21 protein-coding genes, 1 tRNA gene and 1 riboswitch are annotated in these 26262 nt (G+C 61.2%); of the genes, 12 read left to right on the forward strand and 10 right to left on the reverse strand.

Annotation, left to right across the window (positions count from 1 at the left end; genetic code table 11):
- Positions 1–13: 13 nt before the first annotated feature.
- Positions 14–2506, reverse strand: coding sequence for an FUSC family protein (locus ACRWA7_RS21550; protein ID WP_438395956.1), 2493 nt, complete (start codon positions 2504–2506; stop codon positions 14–16).
- A gap of 276 nt (positions 2507–2782) precedes the next feature.
- Here ACRWA7_RS21550 and recC point away from each other — a divergent pair, with 276 nt between their 5' ends.
- The 4 genes from recC to arfB are packed head-to-tail and all read left to right on the forward strand — an operon-like array spanning position 2783 to position 12226.
- The gene (gene recC / locus ACRWA7_RS21555) at positions 2783–6163 is read left to right on the forward strand and encodes an exodeoxyribonuclease V subunit gamma (RefSeq protein ID WP_438395958.1); all 3381 of its coding nucleotides are present in this window, start codon (positions 2783–2785) and stop codon (positions 6161–6163) included.
- Positions 6160–9837: an exodeoxyribonuclease V subunit beta gene (gene recB, locus ACRWA7_RS21560; RefSeq protein WP_438395960.1), complete on the forward strand. Its 3678-nt coding sequence runs from the start codon at positions 6160–6162 to the stop codon at positions 9835–9837. The genes recC and recB overlap by 4 nt, the downstream gene beginning before the upstream one ends.
- Positions 9834–11816, forward strand: a complete 1983-nt coding sequence (locus tag ACRWA7_RS21565; protein ID WP_438395961.1) for an AAA family ATPase — start codon at positions 9834–9836, stop codon at positions 11814–11816. The genes recB and ACRWA7_RS21565 overlap by 4 nt, the downstream gene beginning before the upstream one ends.
- A 5-nt stretch (positions 11817–11821) precedes the next feature.
- The gene (gene arfB, locus ACRWA7_RS21570; protein WP_438396738.1) at positions 11822–12226 is read left to right on the forward strand and encodes an alternative ribosome rescue aminoacyl-tRNA hydrolase ArfB; all 405 of its coding nucleotides are present in this window, start codon (positions 11822–11824) and stop codon (positions 12224–12226) included.
- Positions 12227–12241: 15 nt separating this feature from the next.
- Here arfB and ACRWA7_RS21575 read toward each other — a convergent pair whose 3' ends face one another.
- From ACRWA7_RS21575 to thiC, 5 genes are all read right to left on the reverse strand, one after another.
- A complete protein-coding gene (locus tag ACRWA7_RS21575) occupies positions 12242–13840 on the reverse strand; it encodes an L-lactate permease (protein WP_060816945.1) in 1599 nt (532 codons plus the stop codon).
- A 224-nt stretch (positions 13841–14064) separates the two neighbouring features.
- Entirely contained in the window at positions 14065–14196 is a 132-nt protein-coding gene (locus ACRWA7_RS21580; RefSeq protein WP_279616243.1) for a hypothetical protein, read from the reverse strand.
- A gap of 245 nt (positions 14197–14441) precedes the next feature.
- The gene (locus ACRWA7_RS21585) at positions 14442–14870 is read right to left on the reverse strand and encodes a hypothetical protein (RefSeq protein WP_438395962.1); all 429 of its coding nucleotides are present in this window, start codon (positions 14868–14870) and stop codon (positions 14442–14444) included.
- A gap of 218 nt (positions 14871–15088) precedes the next feature.
- Positions 15089–15301, reverse strand: coding sequence for a glycine zipper 2TM domain-containing protein (locus ACRWA7_RS21590; RefSeq protein WP_060816943.1), 213 nt, complete (start codon positions 15299–15301; stop codon positions 15089–15091).
- A 274-nt stretch (positions 15302–15575) separates the two neighbouring features.
- The gene (gene thiC, locus ACRWA7_RS21595) at positions 15576–17507 is read right to left on the reverse strand and encodes a phosphomethylpyrimidine synthase ThiC (RefSeq protein WP_438395964.1); all 1932 of its coding nucleotides are present in this window, start codon (positions 17505–17507) and stop codon (positions 15576–15578) included.
- A 229-nt stretch (positions 17508–17736) separates the two neighbouring features.
- A riboswitch (TPP riboswitch) is annotated at positions 17737–17867 on the reverse strand.
- Positions 17868–18279: 412 nt separating this feature from the next.
- On the opposite strand from thiC, the gene ACRWA7_RS21600 reads away from it, so the two are divergent.
- Positions 18280–19392: an EamA family transporter gene (locus ACRWA7_RS21600; RefSeq protein WP_438395966.1), complete on the forward strand. Its 1113-nt coding sequence runs from the start codon at positions 18280–18282 to the stop codon at positions 19390–19392.
- 66 nt (positions 19393–19458) lie between these two features.
- Here the strand turns inward: ACRWA7_RS21600 and ACRWA7_RS21605 are convergent, their stop codons facing one another.
- Positions 19459–19599 carry an entericidin A/B family lipoprotein gene (locus ACRWA7_RS21605; RefSeq protein WP_060816941.1) on the reverse strand — a complete coding sequence of 47 codons (141 nt, stop codon included), beginning with the start codon at positions 19597–19599 and terminating at the stop codon, positions 19459–19461.
- A 308-nt stretch (positions 19600–19907) separates the two neighbouring features.
- Positions 19908–21314, reverse strand: a complete 1407-nt coding sequence (locus ACRWA7_RS21610; protein ID WP_060817170.1) for a sensor histidine kinase — start codon at positions 21312–21314, stop codon at positions 19908–19910.
- A gap of 212 nt (positions 21315–21526) precedes the next feature.
- Between ACRWA7_RS21610 and ACRWA7_RS21615 the strand changes: the two genes are divergently transcribed.
- The 5 genes from ACRWA7_RS21615 (at position 21527) to ACRWA7_RS21635 (ending at position 23962) form a co-directional block, all read left to right on the forward strand.
- Positions 21527–21703, forward strand: coding sequence for a DUF1328 domain-containing protein (locus ACRWA7_RS21615; protein ID WP_075643218.1), 177 nt, complete (start codon positions 21527–21529; stop codon positions 21701–21703).
- Between the two features lie 144 nt (positions 21704–21847).
- A complete protein-coding gene (locus ACRWA7_RS21620) occupies positions 21848–22009 on the forward strand; it encodes a DUF1328 domain-containing protein (RefSeq protein ID WP_075360550.1) in 162 nt (53 codons plus the stop codon).
- Between the two features lie 151 nt (positions 22010–22160).
- On the forward strand, positions 22161–22754 hold the full coding sequence (locus ACRWA7_RS21625) for a ferritin-like domain-containing protein (RefSeq protein ID WP_060816940.1): 594 nt from the start codon (positions 22161–22163) through the stop codon (positions 22752–22754).
- Positions 22755–22890: 136 nt separating this feature from the next.
- A complete protein-coding gene (locus ACRWA7_RS21630; protein ID WP_060817169.1) occupies positions 22891–23523 on the forward strand; it encodes a response regulator in 633 nt (210 codons plus the stop codon).
- A gap of 13 nt (positions 23524–23536) precedes the next feature.
- Positions 23537–23962, forward strand: coding sequence for a response regulator (locus tag ACRWA7_RS21635; RefSeq protein ID WP_244163904.1), 426 nt, complete (start codon positions 23537–23539; stop codon positions 23960–23962).
- A 16-nt stretch (positions 23963–23978) separates the two neighbouring features.
- On the opposite strand, the gene ACRWA7_RS21640 is transcribed toward ACRWA7_RS21635, so the two are convergent.
- Together ACRWA7_RS21640 and ACRWA7_RS21645 are read right to left on the reverse strand one after the other, a co-directional pair.
- Positions 23979–24350, reverse strand: a complete 372-nt coding sequence (locus ACRWA7_RS21640) for a hypothetical protein (protein ID WP_438395968.1) — start codon at positions 24348–24350, stop codon at positions 23979–23981.
- 142 nt (positions 24351–24492) lie between these two features.
- A tRNA-Leu gene (locus ACRWA7_RS21645) sits at positions 24493–24577 on the reverse strand.
- A 394-nt stretch (positions 24578–24971) separates the two neighbouring features.
- Between ACRWA7_RS21645 and ACRWA7_RS21650 the strand changes: the two genes are divergently transcribed.
- Together ACRWA7_RS21650 and ACRWA7_RS21655 are read left to right on the forward strand one after the other, a co-directional pair.
- Complete coding sequence (locus tag ACRWA7_RS21650) at positions 24972–25949, forward strand: ferritin-like domain-containing protein (RefSeq protein WP_438395969.1); 978 nt, start codon at positions 24972–24974, stop codon at positions 25947–25949.
- 118 nt (positions 25950–26067) lie between these two features.
- Complete coding sequence (locus tag ACRWA7_RS21655) at positions 26068–26190, forward strand: hypothetical protein (protein ID WP_279616242.1); 123 nt, start codon at positions 26068–26070, stop codon at positions 26188–26190.
- The last annotated feature ends 72 nt before the right edge of the window (positions 26191–26262 follow it).

A 26262-nucleotide genomic window follows, 5' to 3' on the forward strand; every position in this document is an offset into this window, starting at 1 on the left:
CGTTGTCCGCGGGTCATTCGGGCAAATTGATGAGGCTCGCGTTCTTGCGAATCAGAAACGACGCCGTGAGCATTTGCTTGCACTGGTGAGCAAGCAGCTTCAGGTCCTGCACGGCGTCGAACGGAATATCTTCTGCCCGTTCCGCGCCAACTACCATTGAATCCAGTTCGACCGTCAGTTGCTTCGATTGCTCCGCTTGATCCTCGGGCGCGGGTACGCCTTCTTGCGCCTGCGTCAGATTGTCGCGAATCACGGTCAGTGCCCGTTGAACCGGTTGCGCGGCGTGGCCCGCCGCGGATTTCCCCACGGATTGCAGCAGCGGCCCCGCGGCCGTGATCTGGGACGCAAGCACATGGCTGCGCACGAGCAGGTCGTTTAGCTCGGGAACAAATTTCTGCTGCGCTTTCGGTTCGAGCATCATGCGTTGAAACGCCTGTCCAAGATTCGCGAACGCGATGTGCACGTTCTTGCGTGCAAGCCGGTAGCGGAAATCGCTGTCGAGAGCGGACGCAGCCTCGGCGGCCGCCGCCGACGCACCCGATTGAGCAGTCGCTGCGGTGCTTTCGCCGCTAACCGGTTTGGTTTTGGAGGTGGCCGTTGCAGTGGCACCCGCCTCGTTCGCGGGCGCGGTGATTGACGCACTGCCATCCTGTTCGGTCAATGCCAAAGCCGGCACCGCTGCCTTTGCCAGCGCCGTAGTGCTTGCTTCGGCAGTGGCCGCATTGGCATCGGCGAAAAGAGGTGCATTCGCTCCATTCGCCGCGCTCTTTAGTTCCGCTTGCGCCGCAGGCTTCCCGGTCCACCACCAGCTTGCTTCGAGGTAGTTGCGCATTGCGCCGATCATGTCGTGCACCTGCTTGCCCATCAGCCGGTATTCCCAGTACGGGAACAGGTGGCTCGCGGCAATGGCAATGGCGCAGCCCACGGCGGTATCGATTGCACGTTCACCGATCAGGCGCATCCCGCCCGGTGCGAGCAAATGCAGCATCAGCAGCACATAGGCCGACGTGAACACAACGCTTGCTGTGTAGTTGAAGAGCAGCAGGCTATAGCTCATCACCATGCACGCGAACATGGCCACGAGCAGCACATGTGGGTCCTTCACCGCGAAAATCAGCCCGACGCAGGCCGTGCATCCAATGGCCGTGCCGACGATCCGCTGGGCATTGCGCTGTTTGGTCAGCGAATAACCCGGCTTGAGAATGATGACGGTGGTCATCACGATCCAGTACGCGTTGGTCAGCGGCAGCAGCCGCCCGATCCAGAAGCCGATGCCAACAGCAATCGTCACACGCAGCGCATGGCGAAAGCTCGGCGACGACATGGTCAGGTTCGAGAAAATCTGCATGAACGGCACGCGCCGGCTCGACACGAAGCGTGACAGTTTGGGATCGACCCGGATCTCGGTTTCCGTGATGCCGGGATCGTGCCGTGTATGACGCCGCATCTTGTCGATGAGGCGAGTTGCGCTCCAGAGCCGTCTGAATGCCGACGACACCGCTGAGTACGCCTCGGGATTTTTCTGCGGCACCTCATGCTTGCGCATCTGGTCAAGCTCATATTCGATTGCGCGCAATTCCGCCTTCACGTTGATTTTCGGGCGCGCCGGACGGTTCTGAAGCACAGCAAGACCAATGTCTTCGAGATCGAGCGCGGACTTGCGCATGAGGTCGCGGTAGAAGATCAGGATGTCCGCGCCGCCGAACGTGTTGCGCACCAGCGGATAATCGGTGTGTGCGCCCACGAACATTTCGTGCAGATCCACCACGTTGATGAACAGGTTGAAGAGCATTGCGCGGCGCGGATCGAGCTTGCCGCTGCGCAGTTTCGGCAGGTTACGCAGCACGATGTCGCGCGCTGCGTCCTGGCGTTCGACCGCGAGAATCTGCTTTTCGATCAGCTTTCTATAACACTCGTCAATGTTGGCGTCGAGATCGTAGAAGTCCGCACGCGCGAGCAGATACTCGGCGCAACTGAAGACGCTTTCGGCGAGCGCCTGCCGCTCGATCCGATAGACCAGCCAGCGACTGACAAGCGTGGCCCAGTACGTGTACCAGAGGCCGCCGACCAGAATCCACGAAGCATTGATGAGCGCCTGCATCGGCGTGAAATGATCTTCCAGCGTCACGATCATCATGAAGAGCGTGGCGAAGCTGATTTGCGGCCAGCGGTTTCCGTACACCACGATCAGCGACAACACAAACGTGAGCGGCACGACGGTCAGCCAGAGCGTCACCACGTTCGCACTCGCGATGCCCGTGGCAAGCGCCGATAAAAATCCGATCACCGTGCACGCCAGCATCTCGTTGTGCTTGTACTTCAGCGGACCCGGCATGTCGACCACGCACGCGCCCAATGCGCCGGTCGCAATCGTGAAACCGAGTTCTCGATTGTGAAAAACGGTCAGCATGATGACGGCCGGCAGCGAGACGCCCAGCGCGATACGCAAGCCGCCGAAAAAATACTGGCTATAAATAAATTTTCTGATTTCTAGCGAGTAACGCATCGACTTCCTATTTTGCTGCCCGGGCCGTTTCAGTGGTGTCAATCGGGTAAGTTCATGACGTGGATGCGGCCCGGTGTAGTGCCGGTATGCCACTTGGCGCTCGGCCCGGCTTCATTGTGGCTTCGAGTCTAACCCAACTCGGTGGCATCGAAACCTAGGCCATTCAGCCGAATCGTCGCGGAGAACGGCCTTTGCTATCCTGTCGTTTCACCTCGCGACACATCCCTGGCTTTTGCCGAACGAGCCGTTGCCTTTCACGCTCAACTAGCAGGATCCATGCTCGAACTTTTCTATTCGAACCGTCATGAAACGCTGTCTCAGGCGTTGCTGGACGACGTTGCCGCATTCGCGCTGAATGACGGCGATCCCTTCGCAAGCCAGACCGTCATCGTGCCGAGCGCCGCGGTGCGGCGGCGGCTGGAACTCGACATGGCGACGCGTTTCGGGATTTGCGCGAACGTGGACCTGTGCTATCTGGCGCAGTGGCTGTGGGCGCGAATCGGCGGTGTGCTGCCCGTGCCCGAGCATTCGCCTTTCGCGCCAGACCGGCTGGTGTGGCGCTGCTTCCGGCTGCTTGGTGCAATGGCGGAGGCCGCGCCCGAGCGTTCGTCGCGGTTGCGCGCGTACCTGGATGCCGCCGACGATTCCATGCGCTATGAACTCGCGCGCCGGATTGCGACGGTGTTCGATCACTACCTGACGTATCGGCCTGAATGGCTGCTGCACTGGCAGGCAGGCGGGTCGATCCTGGCGGCCGCTGGCGGCGCGCTCGAAGCAAATGGTCCGCGCTTGCCGAACGCGAGCGCGATTCAGCGGGAAGACGAACGCTGGCAGGCCGGGTTATGGCGGGCGCTTCTTGCCGATCTCGCGCAAGACACCGGCGCGCGCGATCCAACGCCGCCTGCATACACGTTCCTGACTGAATCGCCGAAGCTCGATCTCGACGCCGTGATGAAGGCCGAATGGCCCGAGCGCGTGAGCGTGTTCGCATTGCCGACCATGCCGCCGCTGCATATCGCCCTGTTGCGCGAACTGTCACGCTGGATCGACGTGCGTGTCTACGCCATCAATCCCTGCCGCGAGTTCTGGTTCGACATTGTGAGCGAAGCGCGAGTCGAGCAACTCGAACTTGCGGGCAAGCTGGATTTTCAGGAGGTTGGACATCCGCTGCTCGCGGAATGGGGCCGGCAGACGCAGGCGCAACTGCATATGCTGCATGAGTTGACGGAAAGCGCGGCATCGCGGGAGGCCAGTCATTTCGAGCACAATGCAACGCCAACCTGGCTTGCGCACGTGCAGAACGCCATTCTCGACCTTGGCGAGCCGGTTGCGCCCGACCATGCGCTCGAACCTGGGATCGAGATTCATGTCTGCCACAGTCTGTCGCGCCAGCTTGAAGTGCTGCACGACCGTCTGCTTGGCTGGTTCGACCAGATAGAGGGGCTTCAGCCGTCCGACGTGCTCGTGGCGTTTCCGGATCTCGCGGCGGCAGGGCCGTTGATAGATGGCGTGTTCGGCACCTCGCCCGCCGGCGCTGCGGGAGAGCGTCGGCGTATTCCGTATCGCATCACGGGCTTGCCGCCATCGCAGGCAAATCCGGTCGCGCGGGTGCTGCTCGAGTGGCTCGCGCTGCCAGAGCGCAGCGTGGGTGCGCCCGAACTGATCGAATGGTTGCGGGTGGATGCGGTGGCCGCGCGATACGGCATTGATTCCGTCGCGCTGGAGACCGCGCAAACATGGCTCGCTGCGGCGGGCGCGCGGCGCGGTCTTGCGCCTTCGGCCGTTAGCGGCGCAGACGTTCCCGCTGCCCGTCACACGTTTTCCGATGCGTTGACAAGACTCTTTCTAGGTTATGCGCTGCCTGATGGCGGCGCTCCTGTGGACGAATGGCTTCCTGTCGAGGGTGCGAATGGATCGGATTCGGAGTTGCTCGGGCGACTGACGCGGTTTATTGACGATATCGATGCATTTGCTGAAAGCGTCGCCATATCGCGCACGCCGTCAGCCTGGACGCAAACCTTGCTTGAAGCGCTCACGCAGTTCTTCGACGCCGGTCTGCCTTTCGCCGATTCAGTCGCCGATGTCCGCGCAACGCTCGACTCACTGATGCTTTCCATGAACGAAGGCGCTGCGGAAACCGAAATCTCCGCCGACGTGCTGCGCACCGCGCTTGCCGATGCGCTCGACGACGCCGCGCGTGGCGGTGTGCCGTGGGGCGGTGTGACGTTTTCGTCGTTGACGAGTTTGCGTGGCTTGCCGTATCGGGTGATCTGTTTGCTCGGCATGGACGACGGCATGTTGCCGAGTCTCGCGCGCGCCGACGAGTTCGACCTGATGGCGAGTTTCGGCAAACTTGGCGATCGGCAGCGCCGCGACGACGAACGCAACCTGTTTCTCGATTTGCTGTTGTCGGCGCGCGATCGCCTGATGATCGCCTATACCGGACGCAGCATTCGCGACAACGCAACGTTGCCGCCCGCGGCGCTGATCGATGAACTTCTCGATCATCTTGCTGAGACAGTGGCGGGCAAAGGCGCGTCGCCAAAAGAGCTTGAAGCAGCGCGCAGCCGCTTCGTGTTCGAGCATCCGCTGCAGCCGTTCGCACCCGAGTACTTCAGCGAGCCATTGTTCACCTACGAGCCGGAGCGGGCTGAGCTCGCGCGAACGCTGGCGCTCGGCAGGACTGAACCGGCTGTCAGGTTCTTCAGCGTTCCGTTGCCACCGGAAGACGCTGAACCCGTCACCTTCGACGACTTCGAGCGTTTTTGGCGTCATCCGGCGCGCGCGATCCTGCGGGATCGTCTTGGCATCGCGCTGTTCGACGCGGAAACCGAACTCGGCGACACCGAACCGTTCGAACTCGAATATCCCGGCCGTTCCGCGCTTGCTGATCGCGTGTTGCCGTCGTTGCTTGCGCTCACCCCTGATGGCGAGTCCCGTGCGCTCGAGCGTGCGCGTCGTGTCGCGCGTGCAAGTCCTGAAATGCCGGGCGGCGCGACAGGTGGCGTATGGCAATCTCGTGAGATCGGGGCCTTGCATTCGCTTGCCAATCGCGTGCGGATTGCGACTGGGGAGGGCGCTGCGCGCTTACCCTATAGCCTCGATATCAAGCCGCGCTGGCCCAACGCCGAACTGTTCGGCCGCCATGACTCGGCCTTGCAAGCCGACGCCTTGCAGCCAATCCAACTTCACGGCACGTTGAACTTGCTGACCGACGAAGGCCAGATCATCTACCGATACGACGTGCCGCGCGCGCGCGATTATCTCAGCGCATGGCTTGCGCATCTGGCTTATTGCGCGGTATTGCCCGATGGGCCGCGACGTACCGTATGGCATGGCCGCGGCGCGCAATCGAGCGGTTTCGAACTGACGCCAGTCACCGATCCTCATTCGCATCTCGCCACGCTCGCGGCGTTGTATCGCGCGGGACGCCGGCTGCCATTGCGGTTCTTTCCCAAGACCGCCTGGACATGGGTGGCTGAAAGCGAGTCCAAGGCGCAGGGCGTCTGGATATCGGATAGAACGCGCGGCGAGTCGGACGATCCCGCGTTGCGCATTGCATTTCGCGGCGCTGAGTTGCGGCTCGATGAAACCTTCGCCACGCTGGCTCGTATCGTTTTCGAGCCGCTGATGCAGCACATGCGGAGCGAGGCATGATGGACAAGCAAACAACACTGGCCGCCGCGGAACTCGATGTCTTCGAGTGTTCGCTCGACGGCGTGAATCAGATCGAAGCATCGGCTGGAACGGGGAAGACGTGGAATATTTGCGCGTTGTATGTGAGGCTGCTGCTTGAAAAGAAGCTTGCCGCCGACGCGATTCTCGTCGTCACGTTCACGAAAGCGGCCACGGCCGAGTTGCACGAGCGCATTCGTTCGCGGCTCGTACAGATTGCGCATGCAATGGAAACGGGTGAATCGGCGGGGGACGCTTTCATTGAGCGCCTGTTCGAAACCACGCTTGAGCGCGTCGACCCTGAAGAGGCGCTCAAGCGTATTCAGATCGCGCTGCATACCTTCGATCAAGCCGCCATCCACACCATCCACGCGTTTTGCCAGCGCGCGTTGCAGGAGGCGCCGTTCGCTGCGGCCATGCCGTTCGCATTCGAACTGGAAGCCGACGACAGCGCGCTGCGTTTCGAAATGGCCGCGGACTTCTGGCGTGAGCGGGTCGAACCTGCGGCGGCGCGCGATCCGTCGTTCGCCGCGTGGCTCGTGAGCCGGGGCGCGGGGCCAGCGTCGCTTGATGCGCAGCTTTCGCGGCGCTTGAAAAAGCCGCTGGCCGCGCTGCGCTGGGGGGAACTGGAGACAGGCGCGCGAGAAGATGCGCGGGCGTTGTTCAATACCGCGTGCGCGCTATGGCATGCGGAACGCGAGGCGATCGTGCAGTTGTTAGTGGATGCCGAAGCGAAGCTCAGCAAGACCACGCACAAGCGTGCGCTGATCGATGCTGCGATTGCCGCATGGTCCGATTATTTCGCCAATAACGACTGCCACGCCGCACCGCCAAAGGAAGCGCTGAAACTGACGGCAAGCGCGCTGAAAAAAGGCACAAAGGTAAAGAACGAGCCGCCGTCGCATGCGTTCTTCGACCATGCGGAGACGCTCGCCGCGGCCGCTGCCGCCGCGGAAGCGGCGCAGCGCGCAGCGTGGCTTGGGATCGTGCGTGAATGGCTCGATTACGCGCCGCTCGAATTGGCGGCGCGAAAGCGCACGCGCCGCGTGGTGTCGTTCGACGATTTGCTGTCCAATCTGTATCAGGCGCTCGAGGCCAACCCGTGGCTCGCCGATGCCCTTCGTGCCCGCTACCCGGCTGCGTTGATCGACGAGTTCCAGGATACCGATCCGCTGCAGTTCGCCATTTTCAACACGATTTTTGCGCCGCAGGGTCCGCTATTTCTTGTCGGCGATCCGAAGCAGGCCATTTATAGTTTTCGCGCCGCGGATTTGCATACGTATCTCAAGGCGCGCGAGGAGGCGACGACGAGATACACACTTGCGGTCAACCAGCGTTCCACGGCGCCGATCATCGACGCCTGCAATCGCATTTTCAGCGCCAATCCGGCAGCGTTCATTCTTGATGGCTTGACCTATCAGCCAGTGCGCGCAGGGACGCGCGAGCGCGAGCCGTTGATCGACAACACCGCTTCAGCCGCTTATTCCGATACCGCCGATTTTTGCGTGTGGCTCTTGCCACAAGGCGACTCGGTGCTCTCCAAGACGAACGCAAATCGTCAGGCTGCCGAGGCGTGCGCGGCGGAAATCGTGCGCTTGTTGCGTGGTGCCCGGAATGGCGAAGTCATGATCGGCGAAAAGCCGTTGTCGCCGGGGCAGATCGCCGTGCTTGTGCAGACGCATCGGCAGGGAAGTCTCGTCAAGCGTGTCCTTGCAAACTGGGGCGTGGGCAGCGTCGAGTTGGCGCAGGCATCGGTGTTCGGCACGCTAGACGCCGAGCAGATTGAACGCGTGCTGGCGGCTATCGATACCCCGGGCGACCTTCGGCGTTTGCGCGCCGCGCTCGCAACCGACTGGCTCGGACTCGACGCAATCGCGTTGTGGAACATGGAGCATAGCGAGACTGTGGAAAATTCCGCCGACGCCATGAGCTGGGTCGAACGGTTCTCGCGTTATCGCATGCTGTGGCACGAGCGCGGCTTCGCCGTCATGTGGCGCACGCTCGCGCGCGAGTTGCGGATTGCGCAGCGTCTGGTCGTGGGTCCGGACGGCGAACGGCGGCTGACCAACGTCAATCATCTGGCCGAGTTGATCCAGGCTCGCGGCGCGGTACAACCGGGCATTGCGCCGACCTTGCGTTGGCTCGCCGCGCAGCGTGCCGAGCAGAGCGGTGGAGAGGACGCGCAATTGCGGCTGGAGTCGGACCGCAATCTCGTGCAGATCGTGACGGTGCATAAATCGAAGGGTCTTGAATACGCTGTAGTGTTCTGTCCATTCCTCAACGACGGCGCGTTGCGTGATCCGCCTTCGTCGGGACTTCCCGACGCTCGCGAGTATCACGACGAAGGCGCGGCAATCCTGCATTACGGCTACACGGATGAAGAAGGCGAACGTGCTTCGGGGCTCGCCACGCGCGAACAGGCCGCCGAGCGCGCACGGCTCGTGTACGTGGCGTTGACGCGTGCGGTGTACCGATGCTATGTGGTGGGCGGCGTGTATCTTATCGGCAAGTCGGCGAAGGAATCGCGGCGCAGCGTGCTCAACTGGCTGGTGGCGGGCGCGGGCAGGGAGTTCAGCGACTGGCTTTCCGACCCGCCCGAAGAGGCCGACGTGATCGGTAGCTGGCAAGCGCTTGCGACCGGGTCGATTTCGGTCGAGCCGTTGCCGGTTATCGATATTCGGGAGCCGTTGGTCGTGCGCCGCGATTCCGCCTTTGCGCCCGAGCCGCGAACGAGCCAGCGTGTGTTGCGCGATAGCTGGCGCACCGCAAGCTTCAGTTCCATGATCGCGGCCGGCGCGCGCGAGGAATCGAATCAGCCGCAATCCGCCGATGAACGCCCTGATCACGATGGCCGTATCGACAACATTGCTTCTTCCGAACCTCCGTTGCCCGAAACGCCAGTTCAGCTCGATCTCGACGATATCCTCGCGTTTCCGCGTGGACCATCGGCGGGCGAGTGCCTGCACCGGATGTATGAACTCTCGGATTTCACCGACCCTGAAAAGTGGCCGAAAGCAATCGAGGACGCGCTTCACGAACACCCGGTTCCGCTCTCCGTCTTCGACGCGCCGGACACCGATCTCCCCTTGATGATGTCGCGTCTGCTCGCGGACACGGTCTCGACCGAACTCGTGCCGGGCATGCGCCTCGACATGATTCCGTCGAAACGGCGCATGAACGAACTCGAGTTCCTGTTCCCGGCACAATCGCTGGACTTCGCGGCGTTGCGCCGTGTGCTCGTGGCGCATGGTTTCCCCGATGTCGCACTTGAAGCCGCGACATTGCGCGGTTTTGTGAAGGGTTTTATCGATTTGATCGTGGAACACGAAGGGTGCTTCTGGATCGTCGACTGGAAGTCGAATCACCTGGGCCTGACACCGGCCGATTACGGCGCGGCGTCGCTTGCCGCTGCAATGGCTTCGCATGCGTACCATTTGCAGGCGCTGTTTTACGTCGTCGCGTTGCATCGTTATTTGCGCTTACGCTTGCGTGATTACGCGTTCGAGCGGCACATAGGCGGCTATTTGTATTTGTTTGTTCGCGGCGTGCGCCCACACTGGCGCGATGGCGGCGAACCCGCGGGAGTTCATGCCGGCAGGCCGTCCTTTGAACTGATCGAGGCGCTCGACCGCCTGATGCAGGGAGTCGCCGCATGAACGCGCCAGATCTGAATCTGATCCCCGACGAAAGCCTGGCGCTCGCCGATGGGTTTGCCCGCAGGATCGGCATGCTGTCAAAGCGCCTGCAGGCCGACGCGAACCATACCCGGTGGGCGCAGCGTGCGGCGTTCGCGGTCAGCCGGGCGACGGCACAAGGCCACGTATGCATCGCGCTCGGCGCCTTGGCGCGGCGCTACGGCGAACAGCCCGGCGCTGTGCGTGCGGCCTTGCTTGCGAGCGGCGTCGTTTGTGATGGCAAGGAAGTCGCGGCAGACCTTCTGCCGCTTGTTATCGATTCCGGCGAGCGCATTTATCTCGCGCGTTATTTCGATTATGAACGCCGGCTCGCGCAGGCGTTGGTCGAACGGTCGCGAACCGATTTCGCCGCGGTCGCGCCGGAGGAACTGAAAGCGCGTATAGGGCGATATTTCGCGGCTTCGAAGAGTCCGGACAATGGCATCGACTGGCAACGCGTGGCGGCGCTGGTGGCGTTATCGGGGCGCCTGACCATCGTCAGCGGCGGCCCCGGGACCGGTAAGACAACCACGGTCGTTGGCGTGCTTGCCTGTCTGCTCGATCAGAACCCCGCCTTGCGTGTCGCACTTGCCGCGCCGACAGGGAAGGCGGCGCAGCGCATGCAGGAGGCGCTGGCCGAGCGCGCCGGCGGTCTGCCGCCAGAGGTCGCCGCGCGCTTGCCCAACACGTCGTTCACATTGCAGCGGCTGCTCGGCACGCAGACGAACGGGCGCTTCCGTCATCACCGGGACAATCCGTTGCCGTTCGACGTAATCGTGATCGACGAGGCATCCATGATCGACGTCGCGCTGGCGGCGCATCTTCTGGAAGCGGTTGCGCCGGATGCGCGGCTCATCATGCTCGGAGACAAAGACCAGTTGGCGGCCGTGGAAGCGGGTGCGGTGTTCGCGGAATTGAGCGCGCGGCCGGTTTTCAGCGAGGCCGCCGCCGCGCGGATTGCCACAGCGCTAGCGGTGCCGGTGGAGCGGTTTATCGGCGAGTTGCCCGGTGCTGAAGAAGATCGGGCGCCATTCACGCCAGACCCCGAACCCGCATGGTTCGATGAACCAGGTTATTTGGTTCCCGAGGGCGATGCCTATGCTGAACTCAAGTGGCAACCGCCCGCGCCCACTGTCGTTATGGCAGATATCCAAAGTCCGCTCACCGATTGTGTTGTCTGGCTGCAGCGCAACTACCGGTTCGGACTGGAGTCGGATATCGGCAGATTGTCGGTTGCCATTCGCGGCGGTTCGGTGGACGAAGCACTTGCCACGTTGACGGAAGCGGGCACTGCAACGCTTATCGAAGATTCTGGGCAGCATCTCGCCGACCGCACGCTCGCGCGCCTGAACGCCGGATTCGAACCTTACGCCCGCGCGCTCGCCCAAGCGCTTGCGGCAGGTAGTGACGCAACGCCGCTATTCGATGCGCTCAACCGGTTTCGCGTGCTTGCAGCAACGCGCCACGGACCGCGTGGTGTCGATGAAATCAACGCTCGCGTGTCGGCGTGGGTGAGGGCGGCGGCATCGGTGACATTGGGCGCGGGCGCGCAATGGTTCGCGGGACGCCCGGTGATTGTCACGCGCAACGACTATGCGCTCGGTGTATTCAATGGCGACATCGGTATTGCATTGCCAACGGCGAGTGGCGCCATGCAGGTCTGCTTCCGCATGGCCGACGGGACGCTGCGCGCCATCTCGCCCGCCGCCTTGCCGCCTCACGACACAGCCTTCGCGCTGACGGTCCACAAATCGCAAGGCTCGGAGTTCGATCACGCTGCGCTCGTGCTGCCGAGCACTTTTGGCCGGGTATTGTCGCGGGAACTGGTTTATACGGCGATCACGCGGGCGCGCAGCCGCGTGGACGTGATTGGATCGGCGGCCGTGTTTGCACAGGCCGTCCAGACGCCAACGCGACGCGACTCGGGTCTGGCTGCGCGCATTGTGGAGGCAGCATCGTGAATCATGTGATCGGCCATGCGATCCAGCCGAACGAGGTCGAACTTATCGCCGTGCGCTCGCAGGGCGCGGGCGGGCAGAACGTCAACAAGGTATCGAGCGCAATCCACCTGCGCTTCGACATCCGAGCGTCGTCGCTGCCGGAAGCCATCAAGATGCGCCTTCTCGCGTTGCGCGACAACCGTATCACGCGCGACGGCGTGATCGTCATCAAGTCGCAGGAACACCGGACGCAGGACATGAATCGCGCCGCCGCGCTCGCGCGGCTCGACGAGATGGTCCAGCGCGTGAGTATTGTCCGGCGTACACGCGTCGCGACAAAACCGACGCGTGCATCGCAGCTGAGAAGGGTGGAGGGAAAAGTGCGCCGCGGCGCCGTCAAGGCGACGCGCGGCCGAGTGGTCGGGGAGTAAGGCGCCAGAGAGCCTTCAATGCGGGATCATCCAGGTCAGCAGGTTTTGCTGCAGCCAGACGAGGACGCCGAGCAACACAGTCAGCAGGATCGAGTGCTTGAAGGTCTTCGCGAACACCACGCCTTCCTTGCCTTTGAGTTCGGTTGTGGCAACGCCCGTCGAGATGTTTTGCGGCGAGATCATTTTCCCCATCACGCCGCCGGACGAGTTGGTCGCCGCCATCAGGATCGGGTTGAGATTGAGCTGGCGCGCCGCGACCACCTGCAAGTTGCCGAATAGCGCATTGCCGGATGTATCGCTGCCGGACAGGAACACGGCGACCCAACCCAGGAACGCCGATACCAGCGGGAAAAACGCGCCTACCGACGCCACGCCCAGGCCAAGCGTGTAGTTCATGCCGGAGTAGTTCATCAGGTACGCGAGGCCTACGATCGTCGCCACGGTCAGGATGGCGATGCGGGTCTGAATCCATGTGTCGGCGATCGATGCCCCGAACTCACGCGCCGGCAGCCGCACGATCAACGCGGTGATGATCGCCGCGACCAGGATCGCCGTGCCTGTGGCGAGCGGCTGGAAATCCCAGATTGCGGCGTACGGCTGATTGTAAAGCGTGATGAAGACGGCTTTATCGAGTCCGGGCCAGGCGACCTTTACATCGCCGATCATGAAGATCTTGGCGACCGTCCACACGATCACGACCACCGACACCACAATCCACGGCACCCAGCCATGCCCACCGGAAAGTTTCCCGCGCGTCTGGGCGACGCGGTCCACGTTCACGGCGAAGCGCTCGTCCGGCGCGGGTTTCCAGACGCGCAAGAACGCAATGGTGAGGATGAGCGAGACAAGCGACGACAAAACGTCGGTGAGCGAATAACTGATGAAGTTCGACGTCACGAATTGCGTAAGCGCGAATGACCCGCCGGCTACCAGAAGCACGGGCCAGATCTTGAGCATGTTGCGAAAGCCCGCGTACACGCCAATCACATAGAACGGCAGCAGCAGCGCGAAGAATGGCAACTGGCGACCAACCATCTTGGCCAAGGCATCGGTCGGAAGATGGGTAACAGCGCCGAGCACGGTGATCGGCACGCCCAGCGCGCCGAATGCGACAGGCGCCGTGTTGAAGATAAGGGTGAAGGTCAGCGCTTCCAGCGTGGGAAAGCCGAGCAGGATCAACAATGAACTGGTGATCGCGATCGGCGTGCCGAACCCGGAAATGCCTTCCAGCAGCGCGCCAAAAGAAAAACCGATCACCACGAGCACGATGCGGCGGTCGTTCGGCAGGTTATCGATCATCCACGTGCGGAACGCTTCGAAGCGCCCGGAGCGCTGCGCGATGTTATAAAGCAGGATGGCCGCAAAGACGATCCACATCACGGGCCAGACGGCGAACACAGCGCCTGCCGCCACGGAGTCGATCGCCAGTCCCACTGGAAAATGCCATACGGCAATCGCCACGACGATTCCAACGATGAGTCCCGCGAGCGATGCCTGCCACGCGGGCCTGCGCGCCCATCCGAGTAACACGAGCACTACAACGATGGGCAACGCCGCCACAAGAAAAGACCAGCCGAGCGAACCGCCGACTGGCGTCAGAATCTGATGAAACATGAAAGTCTCCTGGTTTTTATTGTGAATAAGGCGCAGCGGTCCCGATTCTGGCGATCGGTATTGCGGTTTCAAACGTCAGCGCCTCTGGACGCTTTAGACAAATTGGCTTTAAGCAAGCGACCTTAAGCAGGCAACCTTAAGTAAGCGGTCGCCTAATGTGCATCGACTAAGAATAGAGCGATGTGGACAGAGGTCAAGGAATGAATACCCATGCCCTAATGGCTTCAGCGACCGGCCGGTTCGCGTGCAGGACTGGTCGGCGAGACGTCGTCCGCCGACGCATCGCGCAGTACCCAGACAGAAAGCACGCCGAGACAAGCTGCAAGCCAGAGCAGGATCAGCGCGAAGACAAGCATATGAGGATTTCCCTGACAGAGCGCGCAACGCGGCGCTTTCGTGGGTGGCATAAGCCAAAAACGTGCCAGATCAAGCCGAATGACATACAAGGCGCTTTGGCGAGCGAAAGGCTTTCTGCAAACAAAACAGGCCGCGCTGCTGCAGCGGGGCCTGTGTGAAAGCCTTACATCGATTGCGTAAAGGGTACGTAATACAAAGGTGGGTAATGCAAGGGTGCTAATGCAGCACTTGAATTACCCGTTACTTAGTGATGGTAATGACCGTGCCCACCGCCGCCGCCCCACCATCCAAAGCCAATCGACACCGAGGGGCCACCATAACCATAGCCATACGGATAACCGTAATACGCTGGGTAGGGCGCATAGACCGGGTAACTCGGATAGTAGGCCGGCGCGTAGACCACGGGCGGGGGCGCAGCGACGGCATATGTGCCGGAGCTTGATTGAGCGTTGGCTTGCGTGTCGGCCTGAGCGTTGTCATATGCCTGCGCGGACGCCGCATCGGAAGCGCCGTTGGGCGCAACGGGAATTTCTCGCTGCGTTTGTGCTGTGCTGACCACGGGCGCGCCGGGATAAGCGGGGTATGCCGTCGGATAATAACCGTAAGGGACGTAATAACAGCCGCTCAGACTCAAAGCGCCAATAAGGGCAGCGGCTGCGAGCTTCGGGTTCATGATGCCACTCCTGGGTTGCGTCGAACGCGATGTTCGGAAGAACAATGACTGGTATCAGGAGCCTAGCGCATCGAAGAAATGCGGGGAAGCATTCACGCAGATGCCAATATTTCGACGTGTTTCAATATCGTGAAGGGTTTGCGGGAAAAGGGCGCACGGCCGCCTATAGGGAAGGGAAGCAGGCCGCGCGGCGGATACGAAGAACCGTCTCCTCAGGCTTACTTGCCGACCTGATTGCCAATAATCCCACCAGCGGCGGCGCCGCCGACAGTCGAAAGCGCATTGCCGCCAATGGCCGCGCCCGCAACGCCGCCAACGCCGGCGCCGATGGCTGTATCGCGTTGACGGGTACTCATTTGATCGCAGGCAGACAGGCCGCCGAGAAGTGCGACAACGAGAGCAGCAGCGCCAATCTGTTTGATCTTGTCCATTTCAACTCTCCAAATCGATGATCCACGAAGATGTGACAGGGTGTTGCGGAAACGGCTCGCTCCGGTCTTGCGTCCACCCCGGGCGACGAGACCGGTTTCTGCCGATTCTTTCAATCATTAAGCAGAAACAGTGCCTGATCGCCGTATTCCGCAGACATTAGCCAAATCGCGCGCGTGCCAATCTAAAACGGCCCGCCACACGCAACGTACGGCAGGCCGTTTCTTACGTAGCCCGGAGCAGGCTTGAGCGTCAGCGTTGAGGCACGCGTCTTTCTTACGTGCGCTGGTAAATCTCCGCGCCCTTCTTCACGAACTCAATCGCCTTGGTCTGCATGCCCTGCTTCAGCGCCTCGACATCCGATACCCCTTGTTTCGCCGCATATTCACGCACGTCCTGGGTGATCTTCATCGAGCAGAAATGCGGGCCGCACATCGAGCAGAAATGTGCGACCTTGGCGGAATCCTTCGGCAGGGTTTCGTCATGGAATTCGCGGGCCTTGTCCGGATCGAGTCCGAGATTGAACTGGTCGTCCCAGCGGAATTCGAAGCGCGCCTTGGACAGCGCGTTGTCCCGGACCTGCGCGCCCGGATGACCCTTCGCCAGGTCGGCGGCGTGCGCGGCGAGCTTGTACGTGATGATGCCGGTCTTCACGTCGTCCTTGTTCGGCAAGCCAAGGTGTTCCTTTGGCGTCACGTAGCACAGCATGGCGGTGCCGAACCAGCCGATCATCGCAGCGCCAATGCCTGACGTGATGTGGTCGTATCCCGGCGCAATGTCCGTTGTGAGCGGTCCGAGCGTGTAGAACGGCGCTTCGTCGCACCATTCAAGTTGCAAATCCATGTTTTCCTTGATGAGTTGCATCGGCACGTGGCCCGGGCCTTCGATCATCACTTGCACATCGTGCTTCCACGCAATCTGGGTCAGTTCGCCGAGTGTCTTCAGTTCGCCGAGCTGGGCTTCGTCGTTGGCGTCGTAGATGGAACCCGGGCGCAGGCCGTCGCCAAGCGAGAAGGCCACGTCGTAAGCCTTCATGATTTCGCAGATGTCCTCGAAATGCTCGTACAGGAAGCTTTCCTTGTGGTGCGCGAGACACCATTTGGCCATGATCGAACCGCCGCGCGAGACAATGCCGGTCATGCGGTTCGCGGTCATCGGCACGTAGCGCAGCAGGACGCCCGCGTGAATGGTGAAGTAGTCCACGCCCTGTTCGGCCTGTTCGATCAGCGTGTCGCGGAAGATTTCCCAGGTCAGGTCTTCAGCCTTGCCGTTGACCTTTTCGAGCGCCTGATAGATCGGCACGGTCCCGATCGGTACCGGGCTGTTGCGGATGATCCATTCCCGCGTCTCATGAATGTGCTTGCCGGTGGACAGATCCATCACCGTGTCGCCGCCCCAGCGGATCGACCACGTCATCTTGTCGACTTCCTCGCCAATGGACGACGTCACCGCCGAATTGCCGATATTCGCGTTGATCTTCACCAGGAAGTTGCGTCCGATGATCATCGGCTCGCTTTCCGGGTGGTTGATGTTGTTCGGGATGATCGCGCGTCCGCGGGCAATTTCCTCGCGCACGAATTCAGCGGTGATCTCCTTCGGCGCGCCTTCACCGAACGCCTTTGCGCCGAACGCCTGGCCGGGATGCTGGCGGCCCATCATCGCGGCGAGTTTTTCACCGTTCGGGCCGCTTTTCTTAAGCGACTCGAGATATTCGGCGCGGCGCTGGTTTTCGCGGATCGCGACGAACTCCATCTCCGGCGTGATGATGCCCTGACGCGCGTAGTGCATCTGCGTGACGTTCTTGCCCGCAGCGGCGCGGCGCGGCGTGCGGTGCAAGCCCTTGAAACGCAGGTCGGCCGTGGCGGGATCGGCGGCGCGTTCACGGCCGAAATCGCTTGAGAGACCGCTCAGCGATTCGGTATCGCCGCGTTCTTCAATCCACGCCTGACGCAGCGCCGGCAAGCCCGAACGGATGTCGATGTGCGCTTGCGGGTCGGAGTAGGGACCGGAGGTGTCGTAGACGTAGACCGGCGGGTTCTTCTCGCTGCCGAAGCTCTCGTTGGTGTCCGATTGCGTGATTTCGCGCATCGGCACGCGGATGTCCGGGCGCGAACCCGTCACATAGATCTTGCGCGAGTTGGGCAGCGGCGCGATGGCGGCGGCATCGACGACGGCGTCGGCGGACAGGAATTTCGGGTTGGCATTCATGCGGTTTCTCCTGTGTCGGCCGGAGTTGGCGCGTGCGCGCCTGACTCCGGTCCCATGCAGATGGTTGCGGGGACGGCTGTTCCCAGCCGCCGGCGTGAATGCATACAGATGCACGACGCACGAAAAACGGCTGGATCAAACGCTAGCTACGGGAGACCGAAGAAAAAGCAGAGAGAGGAGGCGGCGGATTCGGCGAGGATGCGCGAGAAGAAGAGAAAAGACCCCGGCGCGGCAAAATCCGAACGCTTCCCTGCGCTGGCATTATCCAGATCAGGTTCAAAGGGTATTTCTCACCCGCGACACACGGACAATCCAGACAGACGGATTGCGATGTGCAGCGCAGGACCCCCGCGTTAGCAGCCGCAACAATACACCTCGGCGTAGCGAGTTGGCAACCATCTGTAACGTTCTCGCGTGTGCGTACTGCGCTTACTGCATAATGGCGTCCACCGCGTGGCGGCCACGGTGTTTTCCCGGATGCGCATGGATTTTTTTCGTGCTGTCCGGCCCGGGCCCGTTGATCGCGGCGGTTCGCGCCGGTTTTCAAGCTGGTATCGAGCTTCGGCATGGTGATGCCCGACCCTTTTCTGCTGCTTCCGACATGTTGTTCTGCCTTGCCCGTTTTGCCGCGATGTCCAGGCGGCATGCGTGCCGTTCATCGGTTCACCGGTTGCCGGCCGGGCCGGTTCCGGCTGTCCTGAACGCTGTCCCGGGCGTTTTCTCGCGCTTGGCCGCCTGGCCAGCCAATTTTGCTGTTGGTACGGAGTAACGGATGTCTACGTCGTTGCCGCCGCCGCAGTCGTCCTCGTCGTCTCCGCAATACATTCCGCCCGCGCCGCAGGCTTCGGCGGAGGTGTTGCCGTTCCCGCAGCCAGCGACTGACGCACAAACGCCGGACGCCATACAGACGAATGCGTTCCCGCCCGGCGCAACGCAGCCGCAAGCAGGAATCGACGTCCGCCCGCGCCGGCCATTCAATCTTCCTGGCTATTTCCCTTTCCGCCTGCCGGCAACGCGCGGCGGCAGGATCGCGCTTGCACTGTGCGTGGTTTATCTGGTGTGGGGCTCGACCTATATGGCCGTGCACTTGTCGCTGGAGGCCTTTCCGCCGCTGATGCTTTCCGGCTTGCGCAACCTGTTCGCCGGAATCGGCTTGTTTATCTTCGCCGCGCGGCGCAATCCGGTCTGGCCAAAGGCTGCGGAAGTCCGCAATGCGGCGCTGGTCGGCACGCTGCTCGTGGGGTTATCCAGCGGGATGCTCGCGTTCGGCATGCGGACCGTCGAAACCGGAACAGCCGCTGTCATGGTCGCGACCGTGCCGCTGTTCGCCACGGTGATCGCCGCGATTGCCGGGCGCAAGGTGGCGAAGGGCGAATGGGTCGCGGTCGGGCTCGGGCTGGTCGGTATTGCGTTGCTGAATCACGGCGATCCGTCGTCCGGTTCCACCGCCGGCAGTCTCGCGATTCTATGCGGCGCAATCTTCTGGGCCGGCGGCTCTCATCTTGCGAGCCGGCTCAAGCTGCCTTCGGACCTGCTGGTGTCGACGGCTCTTCAAATCGGGCTCGGCGGCCTGATGGCGACAATCGTTGCATGGGTGTCGGGCGAGCGCATCGTGAGCATGGCGTTCACGCCGTTCCTGTCGTATCTCTACTTGATGCTGGTCGGTTCAATGGCCGCCTACGTGGCCTATGCGTACCTGATTCGCCACACGAGCCCGATTATCGCGAGCAGTTGCATGTACGTGAATCCGGTCGTGGCCGTGGTGATCGGCGCGCTGTTCCTGGGCGAGGTAATCACGAAATGGACGGTGATGGCGACGCTGATCATCCTTGCTAGCGTGGGTTTGTCGTTCTGGTTCGATTACAAGAGGCGCGGGCTGGTTTGACACATGGATGCATGAAAAAGAGCCTCCCTTGGGAGGCTCTTTTTCATGCATCCGGACGCGTTTCAATTACTCGGGGTTGTGCTTGTCGGCCGAATTCGTGATTGCATTGCCGGCCTTCGAGATGTCCTGGCCAGCGCCAGCAGTCGTATTGCAGCCTGCAAGCGCGGCGGTTCCTGCGATCAGCAACAAAGCGATGAGTCGAGTCATGAGCAATTCCCCTTGAGTATGCTGCGATTGATATGGGCATTGCGGCGTATGCCGCACATGCCCGAAGTTCGAATCCCCGCCACGCCGCGCTGATGAAAAAGCGCGTTCCAGCGAAATACATCGTGGCTTTTGGTTACGACCGATCACGAAACGTCTTCGCCTGAATCAATTATTGGCTGGACAGTTTCCATCGACCGCACCGGTCTGAAGAATCTTAAAAAATTGCCAGTCGCGAGGCTGTAGGCGCGAATGTTTTAATTGTGTAGGAGCGCTCTGCAACCGATGTCGGCGCACTCCTACGCGAACGATCACTGCGCAAAGTTGCGCACGCGGGGCATGGTCACGCGGATGTCCGTGCCGTGCGGCTCACGCCGCTCTATCTCGATGCGCCCGCCGCGTGCGCTGACCCGCTGCCGCATGCCCAGAAGCCCATGCGTATGCGTGCGCAGCAAATCCTGCGGGCGAATACCGACGCCGTCGTCCGCAACATGCATGGACACACGCTCCTCATCCAGCGCCAGCGCAATGGAAACACGCGATGCGCGTGCGTACTTCGCTGCATTCGTCAGCGACTCCTGCGCGACGCGAAACAACGCGATTTCCACTTCTTCGCCGAGCTTGATGTCGTCCTCGGGCAGGGCGAGTTCCAGCGTCCAGCCGGTGCGCTGCGCGGTTTCGTCGGCAAGGGTGCGCAGCGCCGTGACGAGGCCGAAGTTGGCGAGCACTGTAGGCCGCATGTCTTCGATGATCCGCCGCTTCAACGCAATACCCTGATCCAGATTGGCCAGCGCGCGGCCGAGCTTTTCGGCCACGGCGGGTTCTATCGCGGGCTTCACGTTCCTCAGCTTGTTGTTGACCCAGGCTACGTCCATCTTGCTGGCAGTGAGTATGGAGCCCAGTTCGTCGTGGAGTTCACGGGCGAGTTCCGTCTTCTCGTTTTCACTCACCGATTGCAAATGCCAGGCGAGCGCTTCGAGTTGCCGCGTACGCTCGAACACGAGTTGATCCAGTTCTTCCTGTTGCGTAATCAGCTTTTGCTGCACGCGATCCTGCTTGTCGAGTTGAATGCCGAGGTTGCGAAACAGCAGCAGGAACAACACGATGTTCAGCGCGCACAACGCGCCCACGCAGAAGGTGGAGATACGCTGGTCGGCGCGGCTTGCCTCGAGCGCGGCTTGCGCCCGGCGCTCTTCGTTAAGACGCAACAGGGCGAGGCTGGGCGCGAGCGTGTCCGGATTTGCGGCGGCCTGCGCGGTCGGTCCAGCATTGATGCGGGTATCGAGGATCGTGCTGAGTTGCTGGAAACTGGCGAGCGCGGTGTCGTCGGCCTTGCGGCGGTAATAGGCGTCAAGCGACGTCACCGCGCTGCGAATGCGGCTTGCCGCAGCCTTGTAATCCGCGATAGCCGCCGCGTCCGGCGCCGAAGCGAGCGCCCGTCCGTCGGCGCTGAGCGACGCAATATCGCCATTCAGCGCCGTCAGCAGCGTGGTCGCGCCCTTGGCTTCGAGCGCGGTCTCGTATTCCGCCGCAATGCGCATGCGTCCCGACTCGAGGATCACGAGTCCGCCGACCGTAATCACAATGGCCACGGTCATGGCGACGGCCCAGCTCCAGCGGCGCATCCAGCCGTTGATCCGCAGGTTGAGCCGGGCGGCGTGGCGCGCGACGTTCCGGGGCGGACTCGCTGCGCTGCGATCATGCAAGGAGGAAGTCATAGGGATCGTCGTGTTTTCATGCAGCCAGTGTAGCTTTTCAATCCGATGCAAGGCCTTCGAATCGATACCGATCAATACGAAACGCAGCAATCCAAGACGTTTGAAAGCAATTGTCGGCGCTGTCCTACAACAAAAACGGCCAGCGTCCGGATGGAAGTCAGCGGCGCCGCCGCTACCATCCGGTTAGTAATCAACTCTTTGGGGTAGCGATCATGTTGAAATGGGCACTGTTTTTCGCCATTATCGCCGTCGTTGCGGGTTTGCTCGGCTTCACCGGCGTTGCAGCGGGCGCGGCCAGCATTGCGAAGTTCCTGTTCGTGCTGTTCCTGATCCTGTGCGTTGTGTTCCTCGTGCTCGGCTTTGTGGTGACAAAGAAAATAGTCGATTAGCGACGCGCGTTCCTTTGGTTTTGCCCGCTGATTTTTTTATGCGGTTTGTGGGTTGAATGGAACGCTCAATTGAAGCGTTCCGTTCGCGCCCTGTCAGGCAAAGCAGTCCGACGCCTGAAAATTCGTCCAGACGGAGAGGCCACCATGCTTCATTACGCCGTCATTTTTTTCGTCATTGCGATTATTGCCGCAGTGTTCGGATTTACAGGAATTGCCGCTGGCGCGGCTGAAATCGCGAAAATCCTGTTCTACATTTTCCTGGTGGTGTTTGTCGTGACCTTGTTGCTTGGCGTGTTCCGAACGTGATGACCGGTCACGTTCGATGAAGACCAGGCACGCCGTATGCGGACGATGAAAAGAGCGCCGCATACGATCTGCCCCGGCCATCTGCAAGCCCCGATATCTGTTCGGTATCCGTCAGTCGCTGAACGCAAAACCCTCAATCTGGAGTACATCAATGTCGAAATCGTCTGCTGTCAAAGCCGCACCGGTCCAGTCGAATCAAGCGGGTCAGAAGTCCGATCCGTTCGTGCTGGACGTGGAAAAGATTCGAGCCGACGCCCGTCAGCACATGGACGATGGTCCGATCACCTCGACCTACGGCGCCGACAAGGAAGTCGTGCTCAAGCTGCTGAACGACGCGCTTGCCACTGAAATTGTGTGCACGTTGCGCTACAAGCGCCATTACTTCATGGCAAAGGGCATCCATTCGGAAGCCGTCGCCACCGAATTCGCGGAACACGCGACCGAAGAGCAGGAACACGCCGATACGCTCGCTGAACGCATCGTCCAGTTGGGCGGCGAGCCGAATTTCGCGCCGGAAAGCCTGGCTTCGCGTTCGCATTCCGAATACAAGGAAGGCGGCAATCTTATCGACATGATTCGCGAGAACCTGATCGCCGAACGCATCGCCATTGATACGTATCGGGAAATTGTCCGGTATCTGGGCGAGAAGGACGTCACCACACGCCGGATCTTCGAAGAAATTCTGGCAGTCGAAGAAGAGCACGCTGACGACATGGCCGATCTGCTCGACGGCCTTGACGGCTGATATTGAATTTCGATTGCAGGCGGCCGGAAGCAATGACCGGAAGTAATACATGACGCGCGGCGGGATGATTCCCGCCGCGCGTCGTCAGTACAATGAGTCGTTATTAATCGATACCAAGGGGCCGCGGGCAGCGCAGATGATTCGAGTGTTGATAGCGGACGATCACGCCATTGTGCGAAGCGGGTTCCGGCAGTTTGTTGCCGATGAACCCGATATGGAAGTGGCCGGCGAAGCGTCCACCGGGGACGAGACCATCGCGCTCGTGCGCGAAAGCGCATTCGACGTGGTGCTGCTCGATATTGCAATGCCGGATAAGAATGGCATCGACACGTTGCGCGTAATCAAGCAGATTCGTCCGGAGCAGGGCGTGCTGATGCTCTCCGGTTACCCGGAAAGCCAGTACGCGATCAATCTGCTGCGCGCCGGCGCGAATGGTTACCTGAACAAGGACGCGGCGCCCGACGAGATCGTGCGCGCCATTCGCACGGTTGCGCGCGGGCATAGGTATCTGTCGGAATTCATCGCCGATGCGCTCGCGGACAAGCTGGAAAAACCTGCTGCCGAGCGTCCGCACGAAACATTGTCGGAGCGCGAATTCCAGATTTTCTGCAAGCTCGCCGGCGGACAACTGCCGACAGAAATAGCGGACGAGCTGCATTTATCGGTTAAGACGATCAGCACGTATCGCGCGCGGGTGCTCGAAAAAATGCGTCTTGCGAACAATGCCGATCTGACGTATTACGCCATCAAGAACGGGTTGATCGAGTAGGAGGATGCCCGCCGTGGGCCAACAAACAATCGCCGACGAAACCGGCCTCGCGCAGAAGCGGCCGCTGAGCGTCTTGCTGATAGAGGATTCGCCGCTGATCCGGCGTAGCCTCGTGGAGGCTATTGATGCGTCGGGCGAGCTGAAGGTGAGCGCCTGGGCCGATACGCCCGAGGGCGCGATTGCGTTGCTGGCATCGGCGAGATTCGACGCGGTGATCGTCGACCTGCAATTGAAAAGCGGCTCTGGCATAGAAGTGCTGTCCTACTTGCAACGTACCGGTATCACCGATTCAACTTTCGCCGCCGTGTTGACCAACCATGCGTTGCCAGCTTATCGCGAGCGCTGTTTGCAATATGGCGTGCGCCATTTCTTCGATAAATCCCTCGAATTCGATCGCGTTCTCGACGCGCTGCATCTTTACGCGCGCGCCCGGGCCTGAACGCGTCTGCGCGCCATCATTGCGCGTCGGCCTGATCGGGTTGCAACGGATATTTCTGCGCGAGACTGGCGGGTGTCAGCCATTGAAACGTGCGTAGTTGGTCACCGGCAAAAGTGCACTCGACAGCGGCCGGTACGGCGGACTTCGTGGTTTTGATCGGGGTCGCGCCCGCCGGCGCAACTTTCATTGTGTATGTGCCTTCCACCACCACGCGTGTGCCGCGATAGGACACGCGCGGGATTTCGTAGGTCAGCTTCGGGCTGGAGGCAGGATAGGTCTCGACCATCTTCGCCTTGCATAGCTGGGCGTTCTGGTAGGCCGTGGTGCAGCCGGCGGTTCCAACGAGAATGGCCGCGGCGGCGACGGTATAGAAGCTTCGATATTTCATGTGGGCTCGCGCCAATAGAGAAGCTTGATGAAACGCGCAGTCTACTTCAGTCGGCGGGCATTGGCAGATTGACCGGAGCACAGCGCGCGGACTCGGGCGCCCGCCCGTCCCTGCCCGTTATTTCGAAGAAGTTTCGGGTGGCTGGTAGCGGGGACCGGACTTGAACCGGCAAGCCGTTAGGCGGCGGATTTTAAGTCCGCTATGTTTACCAATTTCATCACCCCGCCAAGCGGACGGCATTCTACCATCGGACGGCGCGGGGGCCAATCCGGAGCATTGCCGAACGCTTGCGGCGTGTCCGTTTCACGTGCTTTACCGCTTGCGCTCATTAAATCGAAGAAACCCGTTCAAGGGTTGACCCGCCCCCGCTTTAAGAAAGAAACAGAAATATATTCGCAACCGGATGCATCCATTCAATTGCAGCTTCGCGTATCTAGCTTTGTGAAGATCAGCCGTCCTGATGGCATTGGGATTCCTCGCTCCGGCCTGTCTTCATTACCTCGTCCTCATGTTTCATGCATCACGGCACCTTGTTCCAGGGCGCAGCCGCTGCTTTCGCTCGGCTGTGGACGACGCGGTGTCGTACGGTCAATTACTCAAAGTGCAGGTAAGGAGATAGTCATGGCAGAAGAAATTGCGATCCTCGATATCCTCGAACGCCGAGCCAGCAAACTGGCCAAACGCAGGCAGTTTTTCAGAAGCGCGGGCGGGCTGGGATTGGGGCTCGTCGGCGGCACGATACTTGGCGCGTGCGGCGGGAGTTCCGGCGATAACGCCAATGCCCAGACAGGTCCGAGCGATGCCGATATTCTCAACTTCGCGCTCAACCTCGAATACCTCGAAGCCAGCTTCTACGCCTATGCAGTGACGGGCGCGGGTTTGCCGGCTAACTTGATGAGCGGCGCGGGCACGCCCGGCACGGTGATCCCGGGGCAAAAGGTCGATTTCACCGGCGACCCGCTGGTCGGCGCCTACGCTGCCGAAATCGCCCGCGATGAACTCGAACACGTCACCTTCCTGCGTACGGCGCTGGGCGCCTCCGCCGTGGCAATGCCGGCGCTCGACGTCGGCGGCACCAGCGCGACGGGCGCGTTTTCGCTGGCGGCGCAGGCAGCAGGCGTGATCGGCCCGGGTCAGGTGTTCAATCCGTACTCGAGCCCGACCAACTTCCTGATCGGCGCATTCATCTTCGAAGACGTGGGTGTGACGGCTTATAAGGGCGCATCGCCGCTGATCACGAACAAGACGTATCTGGAAGCGGCCGCCGGCATTCTCGCGGCCGAGGCATACCACGCGGGCCTTGTGCGCACCGTGCTGTTCTCGCGTGGCATGACGACGCCTTCCATCTATACGACCGTGCAGCAGATTTCCGACGCCCGCGATTCCCTCGATGCCTCCACGGACGTGGATCAAGGCATCACCGGCGCGACGGCGGGAAGCTCGAACATTGTGCCGCTCGATGCGAACGGTCTCGCGTTCAGCCGCAGTTATGACGATGTCCTTAACATCGTGTATTTGAACAAGGGCGCGGTGACGCAGGGCGGGTTCTTCCCGGCGGGCGTCAACGGCACGCTGCACATGAGCAGCGCGTTCGCCTGAGCGTTGAGTTGTGGTGTGGGGTGTGCTTAGGTGAAGTGAGCGGCGCCGGTTCTCGCATGTGGGGTCATGCGGAACCCGGCGCTTCTTCGCGATGAACATCGGATTTCAGGAGGCGATCATGAAAAACGTTTCTATTGGCGCATGGCGCGAGCGTACGCGGCTCGGACTCGGCTTGTCGATCATCGCGGCGGGTGCGGGCCTGCAACTGCTTCAGTGGCTTCATACCGCGATGCCCGGGTAAAACCCGTGCGGTCATCGCACGCTTTACCTCCTTCACGTTAAATCGACAATGCCGGCACGCTCGCGCATAATT

It is taken from the genome of Caballeronia sp. DA-9, from assembly GCF_051615025.1.
Classification (GTDB): domain Bacteria; phylum Pseudomonadota; class Gammaproteobacteria; order Burkholderiales; family Burkholderiaceae; genus Caballeronia; species Caballeronia sordidicola.